19 protein-coding genes are annotated in these 21,043 nt (G+C 67.9%); 8 read left to right on the forward strand and 11 right to left on the reverse strand.

The features are described 5' to 3' along the window. Nucleotides 1-109 precede the first annotated feature (109 nt). Complete coding sequence (locus tag AC3FJ6_RS24385; protein ID WP_488774076.1) at nt 110-1,135, reverse strand: aldo/keto reductase; 1,026 nt, start codon at nt 1,133-1,135, stop codon at nt 110-112. Nucleotides 1,136-1,258: 123 nt separating this feature from the next. Next, entirely contained in the window at nt 1,259-2,173 is a 915-nt protein-coding gene (locus tag AC3FJ6_RS24390) for a LysR family transcriptional regulator (RefSeq protein ID WP_488774077.1), read from the reverse strand. A gap of 103 nt (nt 2,174-2,276) precedes the next feature. On the opposite strand from AC3FJ6_RS24390, the gene AC3FJ6_RS24395 reads away from it, so the two are divergent. Further along, nucleotides 2,277-3,557, forward strand: a complete 1,281-nt coding sequence (locus AC3FJ6_RS24395) for an SGNH/GDSL hydrolase family protein (protein ID WP_488774078.1) — start codon at nt 2,277-2,279, stop codon at nt 3,555-3,557. A gap of 73 nt (nt 3,558-3,630) precedes the next feature. Here the strand turns inward: AC3FJ6_RS24395 and argG are convergent, their stop codons facing one another. Then, the gene (argG, locus tag AC3FJ6_RS24400) at nt 3,631-4,956 is read right to left on the reverse strand and encodes an argininosuccinate synthase (RefSeq protein ID WP_153948628.1); all 1,326 of its coding nucleotides are present in this window, start codon (nt 4,954-4,956) and stop codon (nt 3,631-3,633) included. Between the two features lie 255 nt (nt 4,957-5,211). Between argG and AC3FJ6_RS24405 the strand changes: the two genes are divergently transcribed. From AC3FJ6_RS24405 to AC3FJ6_RS24415, 3 genes are all read left to right on the forward strand, one after another. After that, nucleotides 5,212-5,640, forward strand: a complete 429-nt coding sequence (locus tag AC3FJ6_RS24405) for a VOC family protein (protein WP_400396000.1) — start codon at nt 5,212-5,214, stop codon at nt 5,638-5,640. Between the two features lie 86 nt (nt 5,641-5,726). After that, nucleotides 5,727-5,930, forward strand: a complete 204-nt coding sequence (locus AC3FJ6_RS24410; protein ID WP_488774079.1) for a SlyX family protein — start codon at nt 5,727-5,729, stop codon at nt 5,928-5,930. Between the two features lie 142 nt (nt 5,931-6,072). Then, a complete protein-coding gene (locus tag AC3FJ6_RS24415) occupies nt 6,073-6,600 on the forward strand; it encodes a DUF1439 domain-containing protein (protein WP_488774080.1) in 528 nt (175 codons plus the stop codon). 18 nt (nt 6,601-6,618) lie between these two features. Here the strand turns inward: AC3FJ6_RS24415 and AC3FJ6_RS24420 are convergent, their stop codons facing one another. The 3 genes from AC3FJ6_RS24420 to AC3FJ6_RS24430 form a co-directional block, all read right to left on the reverse strand. Next, nucleotides 6,619-7,515 carry a DMT family transporter gene (locus AC3FJ6_RS24420; RefSeq protein WP_488774081.1) on the reverse strand — a complete coding sequence of 299 codons (897 nt, stop codon included), beginning with the start codon at nt 7,513-7,515 and terminating at the stop codon, nt 6,619-6,621. 356 nt (nt 7,516-7,871) lie between these two features. Further along, entirely contained in the window at nt 7,872-8,735 is an 864-nt protein-coding gene (locus AC3FJ6_RS24425) for an NAD-dependent protein deacetylase (RefSeq protein ID WP_488774082.1), read from the reverse strand. Beyond that, nucleotides 8,732-8,941 (reverse strand): oxidoreductase-like domain-containing protein, encoded by a 210-nt coding sequence (locus tag AC3FJ6_RS24430; protein WP_488774083.1) that lies wholly within the window; start codon nt 8,939-8,941, stop codon nt 8,732-8,734. Before AC3FJ6_RS24430 ends, AC3FJ6_RS24425 begins: the two co-directional genes overlap by 4 nt. A gap of 199 nt (nt 8,942-9,140) precedes the next feature. On the opposite strand from AC3FJ6_RS24430, the gene AC3FJ6_RS24435 reads away from it, so the two are divergent. Together AC3FJ6_RS24435 and AC3FJ6_RS24440 are read left to right on the forward strand one after the other, a co-directional pair. After that, entirely contained in the window at nt 9,141-11,474 is a 2,334-nt protein-coding gene (locus AC3FJ6_RS24435; protein WP_488774084.1) for a patatin-like phospholipase family protein, read from the forward strand. Nucleotides 11,475-11,737: 263 nt separating this feature from the next. Next, on the forward strand, nt 11,738-12,586 hold the full coding sequence (locus AC3FJ6_RS24440) for an IclR family transcriptional regulator domain-containing protein (RefSeq protein ID WP_488774085.1): 849 nt from the start codon (nt 11,738-11,740) through the stop codon (nt 12,584-12,586). Nucleotides 12,587-12,601: 15 nt separating this feature from the next. Here AC3FJ6_RS24440 and AC3FJ6_RS24445 read toward each other — a convergent pair whose 3' ends face one another. Both AC3FJ6_RS24445 and AC3FJ6_RS24450 read right to left on the reverse strand, forming a co-directional pair. Continuing rightward, the gene (locus AC3FJ6_RS24445; protein ID WP_153948635.1) at nt 12,602-13,396 is read right to left on the reverse strand and encodes a flagellar brake protein; all 795 of its coding nucleotides are present in this window, start codon (nt 13,394-13,396) and stop codon (nt 12,602-12,604) included. 230 nt (nt 13,397-13,626) lie between these two features. Then, entirely contained in the window at nt 13,627-14,532 is a 906-nt protein-coding gene (locus AC3FJ6_RS24450) for a LysR substrate-binding domain-containing protein (RefSeq protein WP_488774160.1), read from the reverse strand. Nucleotides 14,533-14,670: 138 nt separating this feature from the next. Here AC3FJ6_RS24450 and AC3FJ6_RS24455 point away from each other — a divergent pair, with 138 nt between their 5' ends. Beyond that, nucleotides 14,671-15,294: a LysE family translocator gene (locus tag AC3FJ6_RS24455; RefSeq protein ID WP_488774086.1), complete on the forward strand. Its 624-nt coding sequence runs from the start codon at nt 14,671-14,673 to the stop codon at nt 15,292-15,294. On the opposite strand, the gene thpR is transcribed toward AC3FJ6_RS24455, so the two are convergent. The 3 genes from thpR to AC3FJ6_RS24470 are packed head-to-tail and all read right to left on the reverse strand — an operon-like array spanning nt 15,278 to nt 17,952. Further along, the gene (gene thpR / locus AC3FJ6_RS24460; protein WP_488774087.1) at nt 15,278-15,826 is read right to left on the reverse strand and encodes an RNA 2',3'-cyclic phosphodiesterase; all 549 of its coding nucleotides are present in this window, start codon (nt 15,824-15,826) and stop codon (nt 15,278-15,280) included. The two genes, AC3FJ6_RS24455 and thpR, sit on opposite strands and share 17 nt — an antisense overlap. Nucleotides 15,827-15,829: 3 nt before the next feature. Further along, a complete protein-coding gene (locus tag AC3FJ6_RS24465) occupies nt 15,830-16,393 on the reverse strand; it encodes a methylated-DNA--[protein]-cysteine S-methyltransferase (RefSeq protein ID WP_488774088.1) in 564 nt (187 codons plus the stop codon). Beyond that, the gene (locus AC3FJ6_RS24470) at nt 16,390-17,952 is read right to left on the reverse strand and encodes a DNA-3-methyladenine glycosylase 2 family protein (RefSeq protein WP_488774089.1); all 1,563 of its coding nucleotides are present in this window, start codon (nt 17,950-17,952) and stop codon (nt 16,390-16,392) included. The genes AC3FJ6_RS24465 and AC3FJ6_RS24470 overlap by 4 nt, the downstream gene beginning before the upstream one ends. A 189-nt stretch (nt 17,953-18,141) precedes the next feature. Here AC3FJ6_RS24470 and AC3FJ6_RS24475 point away from each other — a divergent pair, with 189 nt between their 5' ends. Continuing rightward, the gene (locus AC3FJ6_RS24475; protein ID WP_488774090.1) at nt 18,142-21,009 is read left to right on the forward strand and encodes a M16 family metallopeptidase; all 2,868 of its coding nucleotides are present in this window, start codon (nt 18,142-18,144) and stop codon (nt 21,007-21,009) included. Nucleotides 21,010-21,043 lie beyond the last annotated feature (34 nt).

Raw genomic sequence — 21,043 nt, forward strand, 5'->3', positions numbered from 1 at the left:
CGCACCGGCGTGCGCGGCGCGCAACAGGCAGCTTGGGCATCACACCCCCGTGTATTTCAGGAGCGCAATGCCGGCTGCCTTTGTCGTTTTTACGCCATGACCGGGACGTTCAGGCGGCAGTGACAGGACGTCCGCCGAACGGATAGTTCGGGTCGTTGTAGCCATGGGTGGATGCATGGCCGCGCGGCACGAGGTCGTCGATCATCGCCTCTTCCTGCGGCGAAATGGCCGCCCCCACTGCACCAAAGTAGTCCTCGAACTGCGCCAGCGTGCGCGGGCCGGCGATGACCGAGCTGATGATCGGATTGGCCAGCACCCAGGCGGTGGCGAACTGGCCCGGCGTCAGGCCGCGGCCTTCGGCATGCGCCTTCAGCGTCTGCGCGATGACCAGCGACGCTTCGCGGAATTCGGTTTCCATCATGCGGCGGTCCGCCCGGCCGGCGCGCGTGTCCGCCTGGGGCGCCTGGCCTGGCAGGTACTTGCCCGTCAGCACGCCGCGCGCGATCGGGCTGTAGGGCACCACGCCCAGGCCGAAATGCTGGCACGCCGGCAGGATTTCCACTTCGGGCATGCGGTTCAGCAGGTTGTAGTACGGCTGGCATGCGACCGGACGCGGCACGCCCAGCTTGTCGCACAGCGCGGCAACCTCGGCAATGCGCCAGCCGCGGAAGTTGGACACCGCCCAGTAGCGGATCTTGCCGGCGCGTATCAGGTCGCCCATCGCGCGTACCGGCTCTTCCAGGTTGGCGCCGGCGAAGTCGCGATGCAGGTAGAGGATGTCGATGAAGTCGGTATCCAGCCGGCGCAGGCTGTCTTCCACCTCGCGCAGGATCCAGCTGCGCGAGTAATTCTGCTGGTTCGGCCCGCTGCCCATCGCATTGCCGAGCTTGGTGGCCAGCACCCAGTCGTGCCGCTGCCCTTGCAGCAGGCGGCCCACCATCGATTCGGACGCGCCCTTGGTGTACACGTCGGCCGTATCGATGAAGTTGACGCCGTGCGCGCGGGCGCTGGCAACGATGCGGCCGGCCTCGGCTTCATCGGTCTGGTCGCCGAACATCATCGTGCCAAGGCACAGGGTGGATACGTTCAGGTTGCTGACGCCCAGGCGGCGGTACTGCATGGTGAAATCTGGCATGACGAGGTTCCCCGATTAGCGAAGCCGAAGCAGAAAAGGCAAGCGGCCCTGAGATCCATCCGGGCCGGCATCGCGCATTGTGCCGCGTTGCGGCGCGGCTTGCAGCGCCGGCTCGCTTGTCTGCTATGTATCGGCCGGGGTAAAACCGGGCAGCGCCGGCAGACGCTCGGTCAGGAACGCCAGCAAGGCGCGCGTGCGGGCCGGCTGGTATCGGCGCGACGGATAGACCAGGAACGCCTCCTGCGGCGGGCCATGCCAGCCGGGCAGCACGGGCACCAGATCGCCACGGTCCAGCAGGTCCTGCACCAGCCAGGCCGGCGTCAAGCCCAGCCCGGCGCCGGCCAGAAAGCTCTCGCGCATGGCCAGCGAGTTGTTGACGCGATAGCGGCACGTCGCCTCCACACTGGCGGCGCGGCCACGTGCATCGGTCAGCACGATGTCTTCGCCAGCCGCCAGCCACGTGAAGCGCAGCAACCGATGGCCGACCAGGTCGGCCGGCTGCCGCAGCGGCGGATGATCTGCCAGATAGCCGGGCGCGGCCACAAGCATGCGTGGCGATACGGCGATGCGACGCGCCACCACGTTGGGCGGCAGCGACGCACCGAGGCGCAGCGCCACATCGACGCCGGCCTCAACCAGATCGACAAAGCGGTCGTCGAAGCGCAGATCGACATCGACATCGGGAAAGGCCTGCAGGAATTCCAGCACCAGCGCGTTCAGCCGCAGCACGCCCAGGCTGACCGGCGCGCTGACGATGATCCGGCCGGATGGATGGTCGGCCAGGCCGCGCGCCTCGCCCACGGCTTCGCCATAGGCGTCGAGTACGGTCAGCGCCTGCGCGTAGAACCGGCGGCCCGCTTCGGTGGGGGTCAGCCGCGTGGTCGTGCGCTCCATCAGGCGGACGCCGAGGTCTGCCTCCAGCGCGGCCACGGTCTTGCTGACGGTGGGTTGCGATGTGCCGAGTTCGCGCGCCACCGCCGACAGGCTGCCCAGTTCCATTGCCCGTGCGAAGACGCGCATTGCCTTGAGGGTATCCATGACAGCTCATTCTGAATTGGCATGAGTGATATGCCATTCTGCCAGCTACCTGCAAGGATCGGAATGAGTGACATTGGCCTCTCCCTTACTTCAGGAGTCAACGATGTTCTCAACATCATGGATTCGTGCGATGGCGATGTCCGGCAGCCTGCTTTCCGGTGCGGGACTGGCCGGGCAGGCCCCGGCCGACGCCGCCCACGCCGCCACCTGGGCCACCACCTGGATGGCCAGCCAGCAGCCGGTCTGGGCCCCAGGCGCCCAGCCGCTGCCCACGGGCTTGCCCGAAGCGATCCACGACGCCACGGTCGTGCAGCGCGTGCGCATCAGCGCGGGCGGCCGACGCGTGCGGCTGGTGCTGTCGAACCGGTATGGCCGGCAGGCCGTCCACGTTGAAGCGGCGGGCATGTATGGCATGGCGGCCCGCCTCGGGCGCCCGGTCACATTCGCGGGCCGCGCCGCGGTGTCCGTGCCGGCCGGCGGCAGGGTGACGAGCGATGCGGTGGACCTCGACGCGCCGGCGCTGGATACCGTGACCGTCAGCCTCTACCTGCCCCGGTCCACGACGTTGGGATCGTTCCATTGGGATGGCCGACAGACGGCATACATCGCGCCGGGCAATCAGGTCGATCAGGTCAGTCAGGTCGATCTGGCCAGACCGGCGGGCCAGCCGGCGATGCGCGAGGCACGCACGTTCCAGGCACGCATCCTTCTGGCCGCCATCGAAGTCGAAACGCCGGCGCCGCGTCCCACCGTCGTGGCCATCGGCGATTCCATCACCGAAGGCAATGGTGCGACACCGGATGCCGACCGCCGCTGGCCCGACCAGCTGGCGAACCGGCTGGCGCACCAGCGCGCCGCCGTCCTCAATGCCGGCATTTCGGGCGGCCAGTTGCTGCGCGACGGCATGGGCGAATCGGGCCTTGCCCGTTTCGGGCATGACGTGCTGGCCGTGCCGCAGGTGCGCAGCGTCGTGGTGGCCCTGGGCATCAACGATATCGCCTGGCCCGGCTCGACCTTTGCACCAGACCGCAAGCTGCCGACCGTGGACGACCTCGCCGGCGGGTACCGCAAGCTGGCCGCGCAGGCCCGCGCAAGCGGCGTGCGCGTGATCGGCGCCACCATCACGCCCTTTGCGGGCGCGCTCGATGGCAGCCCGATCCAGGGTTATTTCTCGCCGGAGAAAGAGGCCCTGCGCCAGCGCGTGAATCACTGGATCCGCACCAGCGGCACGTTCGACGCGGTAGCCGATTTCGACGCTGCCGTGCGCGATCCGGCCCACCCCGAACGCCTGCTGCCGGCGTTCGACAGCGGTGATCACCTGCACCCGGGCGACCAGGGCTACGCGGCCATGGCGGCAGCCATCGATGACGCGCAACTGTTCTGAGCCATAAAAAAACCGGCACGATTGCGCGTGCCGGTTTTCTGTTTCCGCGTGCCGTTGCGGCCGCGGCGGAGGCTCAGTCTTCGAGCTTGGGCAGCGCGGCGCTGGTCTGCGACGACAGCAGGCCGGTCTTGGCATACGTCTGGAGCTTCTCGCGCGTGTCGACGATGTCGAGCGTACGCATCGTCAGCTGGCCGATACGGTCCAGCGGCGTGAACATCGACTCGCCCTTTTCCATCGTCAGGCGCTCGGGCTTGTACGTCAGGTTCGGCGAGGTGGTGTTCAGGATCGAGTAGTCGTTGCCGCGACGCAGTTCGATGGTCACTTCGCCGGTGACGGCGCCTGCCACCCAGCGTTGTGCGGTTTCGCGCAGCATGATGGCTTGCGGGTCGAACCAGCGGCCCTGGTACAGCAGACGACCCAGGCGGCGGCCGTTGTCGCGGTACTGCTCGATGGTGTCTTCGTTGTGGATGCCGGTGATCAGGCGCTCGTAGGCGATGAACAGCAGCGCCAGGCCCGGGGCTTCATAGATGCCGCGGCTCTTGGCCTCGATGATGCGGTTCTCGATCTGGTCGCTCATGCCCAGGCCGTGGCGGCCGCCGATGGCATTGGCTTCCATGAACAGGTCCACGGCATTGGCGAACGTCTTGCCGTTCAGCGCCACCGGCTGGCCTTCCTCGAAGCGCACGGTCACTTCCTCGCGCTTCACTTCCACTTCGTCGCGCCAGAACTGCACGCCCATGATCGGCTGGACGATGCGGATACCCGAATCCAGGTGCTCCAGATCCTTGGCCTCGTGCGTGGCGCCGAGCATGTTCGAATCGGTCGAGTAGGCTTTTTCGGCCGACATCTTGTACGCATGGCCGTGCTGGCGCATGAATTCCGACATTTCGGCCCGGCCGCCCAGTTCGTCGATGAACTGCTGGTCCAGCCACGGCTTGTAGATCTGCAGGCCCGGGTTGGTCAGCAGGCCGTAGCGGTAGAAACGCTCGATGTCGTTGCCCTTGAACGTGCTGCCGTCGCCCCAGATGTTGACGCCGTCTTCCTTCATCGCGGCCACCAGCATCGTGCCGGTCACGGCACGGCCGATCGGCGTGGTGTTGAAGTACGTCACGCCGGCGGTGGAGATGTGGAACGCACCGCACTGCAGCGCGGCAATGCCTTCGGCCACCAGTTGGGCGCGGCAGTCCACCAGGCGGGCGGCTTCGGCGCCGTAGGCCATGGCACGGCGCGGAATGTCGTCGTAGTCCGGCTCGTCCGGCTGGCCCAGGTTGGCGGTGTAGGCGTAGGGAATGGCGCCCTTCTGACGCATCCAGAGGAGCGCGGCGCTGGTGTCCAGGCCGCCCGAGAATGCGATACCGACGCGCTGGCCGGAAGGAATGTGCTGCAGGATGGTAGTCATCGCCAGAAAACCAGGTGAATTTGTCGGCTCTTGGGGCGCCCCCGCACGATCAGGCCGTGCGGCGAGCCGGTCCGGCGCCCGAAACTCGTAGCCTTGAATTGTGACATGGCACGGCGTCAGCGCCAAACGCGCGGCGGCCGAAAATAAATGTGGACATCGTACAGACCGTCGTCTAGTCTATTGTGGACGGCGTACACAAGCGCCGCTTCCGCACAACGCCCGGGGCTGCCGGGCCCAACCCAGCAGGAGATGTCGATGTCTTCGAAAGTCCAGTCGTACCTGTTTTTCGATGGTCGCGCAGAGGAAGCGGCCGAGTTCTACAAGACCGCCATCGGTGCCAAGGTGGAAGGCTTGATGCGTTTCAAGGATGCCCCGCCCGACGCGGGCCCTGGCTGCGGCCCGGCCGCCGTCAGCGGCGACAAGGTCATGCACATGGCCCTGCAGATTGGCGATACCACGATCATGGGGTCCGACGGCGAGAACAAGGGCCAGGCCGAGTTCAAGGGCTTTGCGCTGTCGATCACGGTGGCCAGCGCGGCCGAGGTGGACAAGACCATCGGCGCACTGTCGCAGGGCGGCCACGTGGTGATGCCGGCCGCGCCCACGTTCTTCAGCGAGCGCTTCGGCATGGTGGCCGACAAGTTCGGCATCACGTGGATGGTGCTGGTCGCGCCCAAGGAATAACGGCGGCGCGCCGCTGATCCATCGGACTCCGGCTGGGCAAGGTCGTAGCATCCCCTACAATGCCGCACCCAACCGGAGAATCGCTGATGGAATCCCGCCTGACCGATCTCGAAATCAAGGTTGCCTTCCAGGAAGACCTGATCGAGACGCTCAACCTGACCGTTGCCCGCCAGCAGCAGCAGCTGGACCTGCTGCAGGCCCAGTTCCGTGCGCTCTATCAGCAGGTGCGCGCCGCCGCAGCTTCGGGCGCGGAAGGCAACCCCCAACACGAGATCCCGCCGCACTACTGAAGCAGAGGCGGCGCATGAGGCACAATCCGGAACGATCATCCCGATGGCCGGGTCACACCGGCTATCGACAGACCATTCCGCATCCATGCCCCTGACCGCCCAGCCTTCGCGCCCCGTTCGCCACATGCGACGATTCCTGGCCATGGCCCTCGCCGCCACGGCACTTGGCACGGCCCACGCCGGCTACAACGTCTGGACCGGCGAGTACACCTTCACCAAGGCCGAACTGCAGAGCGCCGTGGACAAGAAGTTTCCGACCACCCTGCGCTATGGCGAGCTGGTCAGCGTCCAGTTGTCGAATCCACGCCTGGTGCTCGACCAGGCCACCAACCGCGTGACCACGCAGATGGACGCGGTCATGTCCAACACGATCCTGCCGGCGCCGCCGGTCAACGGCACGATGTCGCTGAACAGCGGTGTGAAGTACGACCCCACGCGCCGCGCCGTGCTGCTGGACAATCCCACCGTGCAGGACGTGCAGGTGCAGGGCATGAGCCAGTACACGCAGCAGCTCAACGCCATCGGCGCCGTGGTGGCCGAACAGCTGCTCAAGGACTATCCGCTCTACACGTTCAAGCCCGAGGAACTACGTTTCAACGGCAAGGATGTGCAGCCGGGCGCCATTACCGTGACGCCCGGCGGCATCAGCGTGAAGGTCGATCTGCGCTGATCCGGCGCCATTCCCGCGCTAGCGCGCGGGCCGGAACACCAGCGCCAGGCCCACCGGTATCGCCACCATGCCGACCAGCGCCAGCGGCGCGGGACGATTGCCGAGGAACAGGTAGTCCAGCAGCACGGTGGCCGCCGGCACCAGATAGAACAGGCTGGTGACGTTGACGAGATTGCCGCGCTGGATCAGCCGGTAGAACAGCAGCGTGGCCACCACCGAGATCACGATCCCCATCCATAGCAGCGGCACGAAGAAGCCGGACACCGCTTCGAACCGGAACGGCTGGAACGGCAGGCAGGCCAGGCACATCAGCAGCGCCACGGTGTATTGCAGCGGCAGCACCTCCATCGGCGCCTGCTTCACACCCTTCTGCCAGACGGCGCCGCTTGTCATGCAGGCCAGCGCACCCAGTGCGCAAACCCAGCCGCCGGCCGACAGCCGCGCCGCCAGCAGGCTGTCGGCCACGATCGTGACCAGCCCGCCCAGCGCCAGCACCAGTCCGGCCAGCCGCACCGGCGACACGCGCCGCTCCCACCACAGCAGCGTCAGGATCGGCTGCACGCCCAGCACCGTGGCCAGCACGCCCGGCGTCATGCCGGAATCCAGCGCCAGCAGGTAGCAGACCGAATAGCCGCCGATCATCAGCGCGCCCGCCAGCGCGACGCGGCCACGGGTACCGGCGGCCGGCAGCAGGCGGCGCCGCAGCACCCCGATCGACGCGAGCACGCCAAGCGCGATCACGAAGCGCAGCGTCAGGAAGGCAAAGGGCGAGGCGTGCGCCAGGCCCCAGCGGCTGAAGATCGCGCCGCCGCTCCACAGCAGCACGAACAGCGGGGTGGCGCCATGTGCGGCCAGCAGGCGCGCACGCGTTTGCGTGGCAGCCCCTGCCGCCACGGCATCTTTCTGGAAAGTCATGATTGGGTCCTGTCGAAACCACGCAGGCCCCGGCGCGTGCTGACGCGGCAGGCGTCGGCACGTGATCCATCAGGAAAGCCGGGGACAAAAAGCGGCGGAAATCAGCCGCGAGGGGGCGCCGTCGGAGGCGCCATGGGCGGCGCGAACGGGGGAGGCGCGACAGGACCGGCACCAAGCAGACCGCGCTCGCGCGCTGGCAGGCCGCACGGTTCGGCGGCAGCGGCAGCAACAGCGATGGTGGCGATGGCTCGGGGCGTCATGGGGTGATCGGTAGATCGGGGGGTCAGCCTTGCAGCAGCAAGGGCAGCGCAAGTGCGCCGGCAACGGTCAGATGCTAGCCGTGCCGGCGCGCGAGGTCAATCGGCTTCGAGCCCCAGCGACGCTGCCAGCGCGGCCAGGGCCGGCCCGATCGGGGCGGAAATCTTGCAGGCCAGCAGCGGATCGGCCCGCGTGGTGCCCAGGTTCAGCGCCGCGATCGGCAGTCCGCGCTCGACGGCCCACAGGCAGAAGCGGTAGCCCGAGAACACCGTCAGCGACGAACCGATCACCAGCATGCCATCGGCCATATCCAGCGCCTGGCGGCCCGCGTCCACGCGGTCGCGCGGCACCGATTCGCCGAAGAACACCACGTCCGGCTTGAGCACCCCGCCGCAACGCTCGCAGTCCGGCACCGCGAAATTGTCGAACAGCGGCGACTCCAGATGCGCGTCGCCATCGGCCGCCGGCAGCGCCGATACATCGCGGAAATCGGGATTGTGCAGCCACAGCCAGCGTTGGATATCGGCACGCCGATACCGGGTCGCGCACGACAGGCACACGACGTGGCCAATGCTGCCGTGCAGTTCGGTCACATCGCGGCTGCCCGCGCGCTGGTGCAGGCCGTCCACGTTCTGGGTGACCAGTCCCGCCACGCGCCCGGCATCGCCCAGACGCGCCACCACCCGGTGGCTGACATTCGGCTGCGCGGCGTCCGCCACGGGCCAGCCCACCATGCTGCGGGCCCAGTAACGCTGGCGCGCCGGGTGCCCGCTCAGGAACGCCGTGATCGTCATCGGCGCCGAACGCTGCCAACGCCCCTGTTCGTCGCGGTAGCCCGGAATGCCCGAATCGGTGCTGATACCGGCGCCCGTCAGCACGAAAAGCCGCGGATGGCGTTCGACAAAGTCGCGCAGCGCCGCGCCGCCGTCGTCCCCGTCGTCGCGGTATGCGGCGTGGCTCACCGATCCACCTTGACGCGCCCGACCTGGCGCGCTTCCCAAGCCTTCAGTTCCTGCCGGTAGCGGTCCATCTCATCGTTGTAGAAGTCGAACACGCACGGATCGCAGCCGCTCTGGCAGCACTCGTTGTCGCCGGGGCGCTCGGGCGGCAGCGGCTTGGGATCGTCGGGCGGCGGGAAGGAATCGGTGGCAGATTCGGCGGCGGACACGGCAAGACATTGGAAGAACAGAACCGCGCCAGTATATGACGCCCGCCCGATCAGGGTCTTTGGTCCAATGCACGCCGAGGCAATCCCTGATATGCAGGAAACCGGGGCGATATTGAATTGTTTCGACAAGGCTGTGCCGGGCTGGGCGCTGCTGATAGTGTGGTGCGCCGAACCGGTACACGGCGGACTGCCTATTGCCATGGTCACTGCCACGCGCGTCATTTCCGCATTGCATCGGTCCGCCGCAGGCCTGGCGGCCATGCTGGCCTGCGCCGCCGCCATCGCGGCCGACGCGGGCCGCGCGCTATTGCCGCCGCCCAATCCGGCCCCCACCGCCCCGCCGGTACTGACTCCCGCCACGCCCGACCAACCTGTCACCCGCCCCGCGCTGCCGCCACATCCGGACGGGCGGCCCCGCATCTGCCTGGTGCTGTCCGGCGGCGGGGCACGCGGGGCGGCGCATATCGGGGTGCTGAAGGTGCTGGAGTCGCTACGCGTGCCGGTGGACTGCATCGCCGGTACCAGCATGGGATCGCTGGTCGGCGGCGCATACGCCACGGGGATGAGCACCGCCGATATGGAAAAGCTCGTCGGCGGCCTGTCGACCGATGCGCTGTTCAAGGAACGGCCGCCGCGCCAGGACCTGGCCATCCGGCGCAAGATCGAGGATCACACCAACCTGGTGACGCCCGAGATCGGGGTACGGTCGGACGGCCTGCTGCTGCCGAAGGGGGCCGTATCGGGCGTGCAGCTCGAAACCGTGCTGCGCCAGCTGGCCAATGCGCCTGGCTATCGCGATTTCGACTCGCTGCCGATTCCCTACCGCGCCGTGGCCACCGATCTGGTGGCCGGCACGCCGGTGGTCTTCAGCGAGGGCGAACTGGCCAATGTCATGCGCGCCAGCATGTCGGTGCCCGGCGCGGTGGCGCCCACCGAGTACGAAGGCAAGCTGCTGGTCGATGGCGGGCTCACCGATAACCTGCCCGTGGACGTGGCCCGCGCCATGGGCGCCGACATCGTCATCGCCGTGAACCTGGGCACGCCGCTGATGAAGCGCGAGGAACTGACCTCGCTGATCGGCGTGACCGGGCAGATGCTCAATATCCTGACCGAGCAGAACGTGCGCACGTCGCTGGCGTCGCTGAAGCCGGCCGACATCCTGATCGAACCGGCCCTGGGCGATTTCTCGGCGGGCGACTTCAACCACCTGCCCAAGACCATCCCCATCGGCGAAGCGGCCGCCCAGCGCGTGGCCGACCGGCTGTCGGCGCTGTCGCTGCCGGAAGACAAATACGCCGCCCTGCGCGTCGCGCAGCGCGCCCTGCCGCCGCCCGACCTGCGCCCGGTCGACGAGATCCGCTTCGCCCCGCTGGATCGCGTCAACCCCGCCTTTGCGGCCGCCACCATGGAAACCCGGCCCGGCGAGCCGATCACACAGGCCACGCTGGACCGCGACATGCGGCGCCTGTTCGGCACCGGCGATTTCGAGCATGTGAACTACCGCTTCCTGGAGGAACCGGGCAAGCGGGTGCTGAACGTGGATGCCGTCGAAAAGAGCTACGGTCCCGACTACCTGCGCTTCGGGCTGGGCCTGAGTTCGGACTTCCGTGGCAACGCCTTCTTCAACCTGCTGGCCAGCTATCGCCGCACCTGGCTCAATTCGCTCGGCGCCGAATGGCGCAACGACGTGCAGGTGGGGCAGACATCGAGCCTGGTCAGCGAGTTCTACCAGCCGCTCGATACGCGCCAGCTGTTCTTCGTGGCGCCGCGCATCGAACTGGAACGGCGGCCGGTCAACGTGTTCAGCGGCGACAGCAAGATCGCCGAGTACGACCTGCGCCGCACCGATTTCGCGTTCGATGTGGGCAGCCAGTTCACCAAGTACGGCGAAGCCCGGCTGGGCGTGGTGATCGGGCATCAGAACGTGTCGCTGTCCACCGGCCCGGAATCGCTGGCGCCGGCCGCCGGCAGCGACGTGCAGCGGCGGGCCATCACGGGCCGGCTGCTGTTCGATCAGCTGGACAGCATCAACTTTCCGCGTTTTGGCTATGGCGGATCGATCAACGTGTTCTCGTCGCAGGCCAGCATGGGCGCCACCGATACCTACACGAAGGGCGAGCTGACGGCGACCGGCGCGTATTCGTTTGGCAGCAGCACGGTGAACCTGGGCATCCGCGCCGGCAGCAATATCGGCGGCCCGGGGCTGCCCCGCTACGACCTGTTCCAGTGGGGCGGCTTCCTGCAGCAGTCCGGCTACAGCACGGGGCAGCTGATCGGCGGCAATATCCAGTTCGCCCGGCTGGTCTACTACAACAAGCTCGTCAAGCAGACGCTGCTGGAAGGCGTCTACGCCGGGGCGTCGGCGGAAATTGGGCGGGTCGGCGCGCCGCTGGTCGCGGGCAGCCCCACCGGGGCGCTGAAATCGGGGTCGCTGTTCCTGGGCGTGGACAGCCCGATCGGCCCGCTTTACCTCGCCTACGGGCGGGCGGCCGGCGGCCACTACGCGTTCTACCTGTTCCTGGGCAAGCCGTAGCCAGCCGTGGAGCGGGGCCGCACGCATGGCGACTGCGCCGCAGACCGTGCCACAAAGTGCGGCGTACCGAACCCCCACCTTAGTTGTATGTAATGTCTCTGTGCGGTTCTCTATACTCGACGATGTCGGTGGGACCCCCGTCCTCTTGACACCCCCTTCCCCGGTCGCCGCTCCAATCGGCGACATTTTTTTGTCCGAAATTCGGCAATCTACGTGCCGGAGCGTTAAGATGCGCGATTATCGAACAGCGCATCGCCCCCGCCATGGACGCCCCCCATCCCATCCATCTCAAGCCAGCCCAGGCCGACACCGTCCGCGCCGCCCATCCGCCGGCCGATATTCTCAACAGCTTTGCCGGGGATCCGAACTTCATGCTGTCGCTGGCGCGCGGCCTGACGGTGCTGGAGGCCTTCTCCGAGCGCAAGCGGCCGCTGACGATCTCGCAAGTGGCCCAGCGCACGCAACTGTCGCGCGCCTCGGTGCGGCGCTGTCTCTATACGCTGGAGCAACTGGGATACGTGAGCCAGCAGGACGGGCACTTTGCGCTGCGGCCGCGCGTGCTGCACCTGGGACATGCCTATTTTTCGTCGACCTCGCTGGTGTCGTCGGCGCAGCCCATCCTCGACACGCTGAGCGCGCGCGTCCACGAGACGTCGGCGCTGGCCATCCTGGACGGCATCGACATCCTGTACCTGGTGCGCTCCGAGGTGCATCGCGTGCTGACCCACGCGCTGGGCATGGGCAGCCGCTTGCCGGCCTATTGCACGTCCACGGGCCGCCTGCTGCTGGCCCACCAGCCCGACGCCGTGCTCGAAGCGTTCTTCGAACATGCCGAGCTGCGCCCGCGCACGCTGCTGACCAAGGTGTCGCGGCCGGAGCTGGAAGCGGCGTTCCAGCGCGCGCGCGAACTGGACTATGTGCTGATCGACGAGGAACTGGAACCGGGCCTGCGGGCGATTGCCGTGCCGGTGCGCGCCCAGACGGGCATGGTGGTGGCGGCCATCAGCGTGAGCGTGAAGGCCAACAAGGTGTCGGAATCCGAGATGATCGCGCGGCTGCTCGGCCCCATGCGCGAGGCGGCAGCCGCAATCGGCAAGCTGGTCGGAAGCTGACGAACCCGCCGGGGCTCAGCCCCGGTGCGCCAGTTCCAGCTGGAACACCAGGCGCTGCAGGAAGTTTTCCATGCGGCCGTCCGGATTCAGGAACGCGCAGCCGTAGTGGTGGACGGTGTTGTCGTCAAACCCGACCAGCCAGTGGCCAACCACCTGCATGTCAAGCTCCAGGCGACCCAGCTCGGCAAAATCGAGGCGGCACTTCTTGATGACCGTGCCCACCGGCAGTTGGTCGGCGCCCACCTGGCGCGAACGCAGGCCCACGCCGGACAGCGAAAGATCGGCGATATCGAGCTGCAGCGTGGACTTGTCGGCCGACGCCGGCAGCACGACCTCGCAGCGATAGCCCTTGGTCAGCAGCGTGCGCGCACGGAAATGGCGGCGGCGCTGGAAGTGATAGAGCTTTTCGGGGAAGTCGGCGATAAAGGCCGGGCCGCCCTCGAAGCGCGTGGCACCGGGCGTGCCCACCACGAAGTTCACCGGTACACCGCGCAGCAGGCCGGAAAAGGCATTCTGGTCCGACCCCATCAACGCCTGACGTTCGCCATCGGCGCGGCACCAGTCGAAAATGAACGTCTTGTTGGCTGGATCGACGTGCAGGATCGACGTCACGATCTCGGAGCCATTGCGCGAGCGCACGTTCAGCAGGCATTTCTGCCACGCCATGTCGCGCAGCACCGTGCCGATCTGCGAACTGTGCGTCAGCCGGTAGCGTTCATCCGACTGCGCAGCGTCCCGCTCGTCGGACTCGCCCTCGAACTGAGACAAGGATTGGCCTGCCTGCGGCCCGCGGGGATCTTGAAGACTCATGGAATACGCTACGTCTAATAGTGGTTGCGCCGCGGATCGCCGGGGCGGGCGGGCAATGGATCTGTCAGCGCGCGGCGCGCCAGCCGCCGCATGGTAAGCGCGCCACCCAAGCGGCGCAAGCATATGCCATGGCCTTCGGCAAAATACGACGTAACTTTAGGAACCGACTTCGGTGGGGTAGCTTCCGCTACGCTTTCGGCGCCGCAAACCCACGGTGGGTGCAGCGTTGTTCATTGCCGGGCCGGCGCGTCCGCTGGCCCCACGGGCGCCCGCGCCAGCTCGGCACGCAGCCAGTGCAACAGGGCCTCGCGGCGCGGGTCCCTGGCAAACGGCACGGGCGATATCAGGTAGTACGCGGACCCGTCGGGGACGAATCCCTGTGGCGCGGTCAGCCGGCCATCGGCCAGTTCGTCGGCGGCCATCCATTCCGATGCCACGGCCCAGCCCAACCCGGCAGCGGCGGCCTGCAGGCTCAGGTAGAAGTGTTCATACCAGGTGTCGCGCTGGCTGCCGGGCCCGTCGGGCGCGCCCGGCAGGGCCACCCCGGCGCTGCGCGCCCATCGCTGCCAGGCATCGGGGCGCGTACGGGTATGCAGCCGGACCGCGTCGGCCAGCCCCGACGCCGCCTGATCCGGACGGCAGACCGGACCAACGCGCTCGGGCGCCAGTTCGCGGGTGTGCCAGCGCGGATCGAACGCAAAATCGTTACGCCGCAGTGCAACATCAATGCCTTGCGCGGCAAAGTCCACGGGGCCACCGGCCGTCATCAGGTGTAGCGGAACGCCCGGATGGGCCGCCGAAAAGCGGCCGAGCCGGGGGATCAGCCAGCGCATGGCGATGGTGGGCTCGCACGACAGCACCAGCGCCGCGCCCGGCGTCGGCGCACGGATGCGTTCGGCTGCCGCCGCCAGCAAATCCATCGACTGCGTGGCCGCCGCATGCAGCGTCTGGCCGGCCTCGGTCAGGAATACCGCCCGGTTGCGCCGCTCGAACAGGGGCACGCCCAGCGCGTCTTCCAGCTGCCGGATCTGGCGGCTGATCGCGCCGTGCGTCAGGTGCAGCTCTTCGGCCGCGCGGGCGAAATTCTGGTGCCGCGCCGCCGCCTCGAAAAAGCGGACCCAGCCCAGCCAGTGCATCGAAGCCATGCGATCAGTCAGTTTTACTCATGGAATTGCGCCAGTATAAATCGCTTTGCGTACCCATTTCTGCGAGACAGAATCGTGCCTGCCACGCGTCCCCCGGCCGCCGCTATCCACAACGAAAACTGACCTGAAATGACATCGCTTGCCGAACTTGCCGCCGTCGCCACCATCACCGTCCTTGCCGTGATCAGCCCTGGGCCGGACTTCGCCATGGTGACCCGCAACAGCTATCTTTTCGGCCGGCGCACCGGCCTGCTGTGCGCGCTGGGTATCGCGCTGGGCGTGCAGGTGCATGTGGCCTATACGATGTTCGGCGTGTCGCTGCTGATTGCCCACGCCCATGGCGTGCTGTCGATCATCAAGCTGCTGGGCGCCGGCTATCTGGTGTGGATCGGTATCCGGACGCTGTGCAATCGCAAGGCGATCACGGTGGACACCACGGCCGCGCCAGCCATTTCCGGCGCAGCGGCATGCCGCATGGGCTTTCTGACCAATGCGCTGAACCCGAAGACCACGCTGTTCGTGGTCAGCACTTATACGCAGGTGGTCAGTCCCCATACCCCGCTGGCGGCGCAGTTCGGCTACGGCCTGTTCATGTCGCTGGCGCACCTGGTCTGGTTCGGGATCGTCGCGTGGTGCTTCGGCTCGCCGGCACTGCGCGCGGCCATGCTGCGGCGCCAGCGGCTGCTGGACCGGGCCATCGGCACCACGCTATGCGGGCTGGGGGTGGCGCTGGGCGTCAGCAACCTGGGCTGACCGCCCGATACGTGTCGCGCACGACATGCCGCGCGCCGTCCTTGCCAAGAAAGCTCTCGTAGAGCAGGAAACGATCGACGTGCCACGGCGGCGCCGCCAGGTCGCGGAATGCGCCGAGCCAATCGCGCAGCAGCGGCTCTGGCACGCCCGGACGGCAGCGCGCCAGGGTCAGATGCGGGCGGAAGCGACGCGCATCGGGCGCGATGCCGTGGGCTTCCAGCACGGCGCTGATCTGATCGACCAGACCCTGCAAAGGCGCCGATTCGGCCAGCCCGGCCCAGAGGATCGACCCCTGCCGGCCCCGAAAACGCCCGACGCCAAGGATCTGCAGCACCATGGGCTCGACGGCCACGCCCCGCAGCCCCTGCGCGATGGCCGTCGTGACCGCTGCATCGCAGTCGCCCAGAAAGCGCAGCGTCAGATGCAACTGCGCGGCTGGCGTGGGCCGGATATCGCGATGGACCGGCAGGGTTTGCAGCAGCGCTTGCGCCAGCGCGGCCGGTATGTCGATCGCGATGAAAAGCCGCGACACCGTTCAATAGAGCGCCAACACAGCCTGGCCCGCCCGCGCGTGGCCGGCCTCGCCCAGACCATTGCCCACCTCGGCCGCTTGCGGCACGCCCTCCAGGCCCAGCAGCGCGCGTTTGCGATCGACCCCGCCGGCGTAGCCGGTCAGCGACCCTGACGCGCCCAGCACGCGATGGCACGGCACGATGACCGACAGCGGATTGCGCCCCACCGCCCCGCCCACCGCACGTGAATGGCTCGGCGGCAGGCCAAGGCCGGCACCCAGTTGTCCGTACGTCGAAGTTTCGCCAAATTCGATGTCGCACAGGGCTTGCCAGATCCGTTGCTGGAACGCACTGCCGGAAAACCGGATCGGCACGGTGAACGTGTGCAGCCGGCCGTCGAAGTAGGCGTCGAGTTGTTCCGCCGCCTGCGCCAGCACGCGCGCGTCGGCGTCGGATGCCGGCGCCGTGGCGCTGGCCTGGCCGGGGTGGTACTTCTGCCCGGCGAAGAACGCGCCTGTCAGCAGGCCGTCTTGCGCGCGCAGCAGGATATTGCCCAGCGGGCTGTCGATGATCTGATAACTGTTCATGCTGCGGCTTCCTCGCTGTCCTTGATGTTGCTGTCCTGGATGTCGATGCGGTCGGCGCCGGTGCCCGGCGTCTGCGCAGCGTCCTTGATCTGCTCGTAGCGATGCCACAGGTGGATCGCCGCATAGGCGCGCCACGGCGCCCATTGCGCAGTCCTGACCTGCATCGCCCGCACGGTGCTGACGTCCAGCACCTTGCGCAATGCGTAGTCGGTACCCGGAAACGCATCGGGCCAGCCTAGCGCCCGCATGGCCACGTACTGCGCCGTCCAGTCGCCGATCCCGTCGATCGCGCACAGCCGCGCCACGGTGTCCTCAGGTGCCGCGTGCGGATCGAGGCGGATCTCCCCGGCCGCCACTTGCCTTGCCAGGACCCGGATCGCGCGGATCTTCGGCACCGACACGCCGGCCGCCTGGTAATCGGCATCGGGCAGCGTGGCCAGCGCCTGGGGGGTCGGGAAGGCGTGGGTCACGGGCACCGCCTCGGTGGCATCGGCCGGATTCACCAGGCCGGCCAGCGCCTGCGGCGGCAACGGCTCGCCCGCGATGCGCACCAGCCGCGCCAGGATACGGCGCGCCTGGACCACTGAAATCACCTGTCCGACGATGGCCCGCACCGCAATTTCCAGCCCGTCGAACGTGCCCGGCAGGCGCATGCCCGGCGTGCCGGCAGCAAGCTCGCCCAGATGCGCATCAACGATATCGGGCCGGCAGCCCAGATCGCAGAGGCGGCGCACCTTGCCCAGCGCCTGCGGAATCACGTGCGCCAGCGAACCGGACAGCGTCACGCGCACCACCGTTCGCTTCGGCACGTGTTCCAGCCGCACCCAGCCAAGGTGCCGATGGCCGCCCGCGTCGATGGCGATCGAGCGCGTGTAGACGCCGGCGTGGCATTGGTCGATGCCGTCAACGGCCCGCACGGCCAGGAACTGGAGCCATTCGGCCCAGGCCAGCGGCGGACGATAGCCGAGTTCGAAAACCAGGCGATCCGCCATGCCGTCGGCCGCGCGCTTGCGCATCGCCAGTGGCGTCAGGCCATACCGTTCCTTGAGCACATCATTGAAGCGGCGCACGCTGCCAAACCCGGCCGCCAGCGCCACTTCGGTCACGGGCAGCACGGTATCGGTCAGCAGGCGCTTGGCCAGCAGCAGCTTCTGCGTCTGCGCATATTCATGCACCGACACGCCGAACTCGGCATCGAACAGCCGGCGCAGATGGCGCTCGGTCACGCCGATGCGCGCGGCCAGTTGCGCCACGCCGGCACCGGCCATGAAGCCCTCGTCGATCAGCGTGGCAGCGGCCTGCGCCAGCCGTCCGGAGATATCTGCCAGCCCATGGCCCGGCGCCAGTTCCGGCCGGCAGCGCAGGCACGGCCGGAAGCCATGCTTTTCCGCGGCCGCCGCGGACTCGTAGAACGTGCAGTTTTCGCGCTTCGGCGTGCGCACCGCGCAGATCGGCCGGCAATACACGCCCGTGGACGACACGCCTACGAAGAAGCGTCCGTCGAAGCGGCGGTCGTGTGATGCAACGGCCTTGTAGCAGGTGTCGGGATCGAGTTCCATGGCATGCATCCTACGCCAGTGCGGCGGGTTGAATGCGCTGGAATCGGACATCCGCCTGAAGCCGTTCTGAAGGAAGGGCGACGTCACTTTGCGCCCGATTCTGAAAGTGCGGTCGGCCGCGTTGCACGGCACGCCGCTGAGGCTAGAATCTGCTCACCTGCGGCGCTGCATGCCGCCTCTGGAGTCTGCATGAACCGTCGTCGTCCCGCTGCCGGCATGACCCGAATCGCCGGCATTGCCATGGCCATCGTCTGCGGCCTGAGCGTCCCCGTCGTCCACGCGGCGCGGACGGGTCCGCTGGCTGCGCCCCCGGCCGCCGCACCGGTGGCACGCGCCACACCCGTCACGACCGTCGAAGGCATCACCGAATACCGGCTGCCCAACGGACTGCGCATCCTGCTGGCACCGGACGACGCCCAGCCCACCACCACGGTCAACATCACCTATCTGGTCGGCAGCCGCCATGAAAACTACGGCGAAACGGGCATGGCGCACCTGCTCGAACATCTGCTGTTCAAGGGCACGCCGTCGCTGCCGGGCAAGACCATTCCGACCGAATTCGCGCGGCGCGGCATGCAGTACAACGGCACCACGAACCAGGACCGTACCAATTTCTTCGAGACCTTCGCGGCCAGCGAGGACAACCTCGACTGGGCCCTGCGCATGGAGGCCGACCGCATGGTCAACAGCTTCGTGGCGCGCAAGGACCTGGACAGCGAGATGACCGTGGTGCGCAATGAAATGGAGATTGGTGAGAACAATCCCATGCGTATGCTGCAGCAGCAGATGTACGCGGCCGCCTACCGCTGGCACAACTACAGCAAGGCGGTGATCGGCGCGCGCAGCGACGTGGAGCGCGTGGGCATCGACAACCTCCAGGCGTTCTATCGCCGCTACTACCAGCCCGACAACGCCGTGCTGGTGGTCACGGGGCAGTTCGACCCGGCGCGCACGCTTGCACGGATCGAACAGGCTTTTGGCGCGATTCCGCGTCCGACGCGCGTGCTGCCGTCCGAGTACACGGTCGAGCCGGCCCAGGAAGGCGCGCGCGAGCTGACCCTGGTGCGTCCGGGCGACAGCAGCATCGTGTCGGCGATGTATCACGTGGCACCGGGCGCGCACCCCGACATCACCGCGCTGGACATGCTGGCAGTGATCCTGGCGGACACGCCGGGTGGCCGGCTCGAGCGCAGCCTGGTGGACACCCGCAAGGCCGCGTGGCAGGGGTCGTTCTTCACGTCGATGAAGGACCCGGGGGTGATCCAGTTTGCGGCGGGCACCAGCAAGGATCGTCCGATCGAGCCTGTGCGCGATGCGCTGATCGCCACGGTGGAGGGCGTCGCGACGCAGCCTGTCACCGACGAGGAAGTGGAGCGCGCCCGGGTGCGGCTGCGCAATGGCTACGAGAAGACGCTGAACGATCCGGCCGCCTACGGCGTGGCGCTGTCCGGTGCCATTGCCAAGGGCGACTGGCGGCTGTTCTTCATCAACCGCGACCGCGTGGAGACCACCACCCGGGCCGACGTGCAGCGCGTGGCCGAAAACTACTTCCGCCCGGCCAACCGCACGGTGGGCGAATTCGTGCCGGGAGACAAGCCACAGCTGGCCGCCATCCCCGCCGCGCCCGACCTGGCCGCGCTGACCCAGCACTACACGGGCAAGCCGGCGGCGCAGGCCGTGGCCGCCTTCGATCCAACCCCGGCCAATATCGACGCCCATACCGTGCGCCAGACGCTGCCCAACGGCATGCAGCTTGCCTTGCTGCCCAAGCCCACGCGGGGCGGCGCAGTCAACGGCACCCTGGTCCTGCACATCGGCAACCTGCAGGCGCTGCAGGGCAAGAACGCGGTAGGGTCCATGACGGGCGCCATGCTCGACCGCGGCGCCGGCGCGTTCACACGGCAGCAGATCGCCGACCGCTTCGAGGCGCTGAAAGCCAACGTGTCGATATCGGGCAGCGACGAACGGGTCACCGTACGCTTCGACACGCGGCGCGAATACCTGCCCGACCTGCTGGCGCTGCTGCGCACCGTGCTGCGCATGCCAACCTTCCCCGGCAATGAACTGGAAACACTGCGGGCCAGCAGCGTGGCCGGCATCGAAAGCCAGCGCAAGCAGCCCAACGCACTGGCGCCGAATGCCCTGGGGCGCCACGGCAATCCATATCCCCCCGGCGACCCGCGCTACACGCCAACGTTCGACGAAAGCGTGGCCGACCTGCGCGCCGTATCGGTCGCGGACCTGCGCGATTTCCATGCGCGCTTTTATGGCGCGGAGCATGCACAGCTGGCGATCGTTGGCGATTTCGATGCCGATGACGCCATCCGGCAAGCTGCATTCCTGTTCGGCGACTGGCGCGCCCAGGTACCGTTCAAGCGGGTGGACCGGCCGTTCGTGGCGATTCCCCCCACCGACTTCACGCTCGACACGCCGGGCAAGGCCAATGCGGTCTACCTGGCGTCGCAACCGGTGGACCTGGTCAGCGACTCGCCCGACTACCCGCTGATGCTGATCGCGAGCCGCGTGTTCGGCGGCACCGGCATGCGCAGCCGTCTGGCCGACCGCCTGCGCCAGCTTGACGGCATCAGCTATGGGGTGTCCAGTTCACTGACGGTCGGCGCGCTCGACCGCGCGGGCCGGTTTGGGCTGTGGGCGGCCTATGCCCCGCAGAACCTGCCCCGCCTGCGCAAGGCCGTCGACGAAGAAATGGCGCGCTTCGTCCGCGACGGCGTCACGGCCAGCGAAGTGGCCGAGGCGGCCAGCGGCCTGTTGCAGCAGGGCATGGTCAGCCGCACGCGCGACGGCGCATTGGCCGGCGCGCTGGCCAATCAGGCGTACCTGGGCCGGACCATGGCGCACACGGCGGCCATCGAGGAAGGCATCCGCACGGCCACGCCCGCAGCCGTCAACGCCGCGATCCGCCGCTACCTGGGCCCGGCCATGCTGACGCAAGCATTCGCCGGCGATTTCGGCGCGAGTACGACGGCGCCGACGGCGATTCCTGCCGAGGCCGGGGCACCGGCTGCCGCCGCGTCGCCGGACGCCAGCAAGCCCTGAACTCCACAAGCCCCGCAGCCCCCGAGCCGTGGGC

Source organism: Cupriavidus sp. 94F1 (assembly GCF_057798875.1).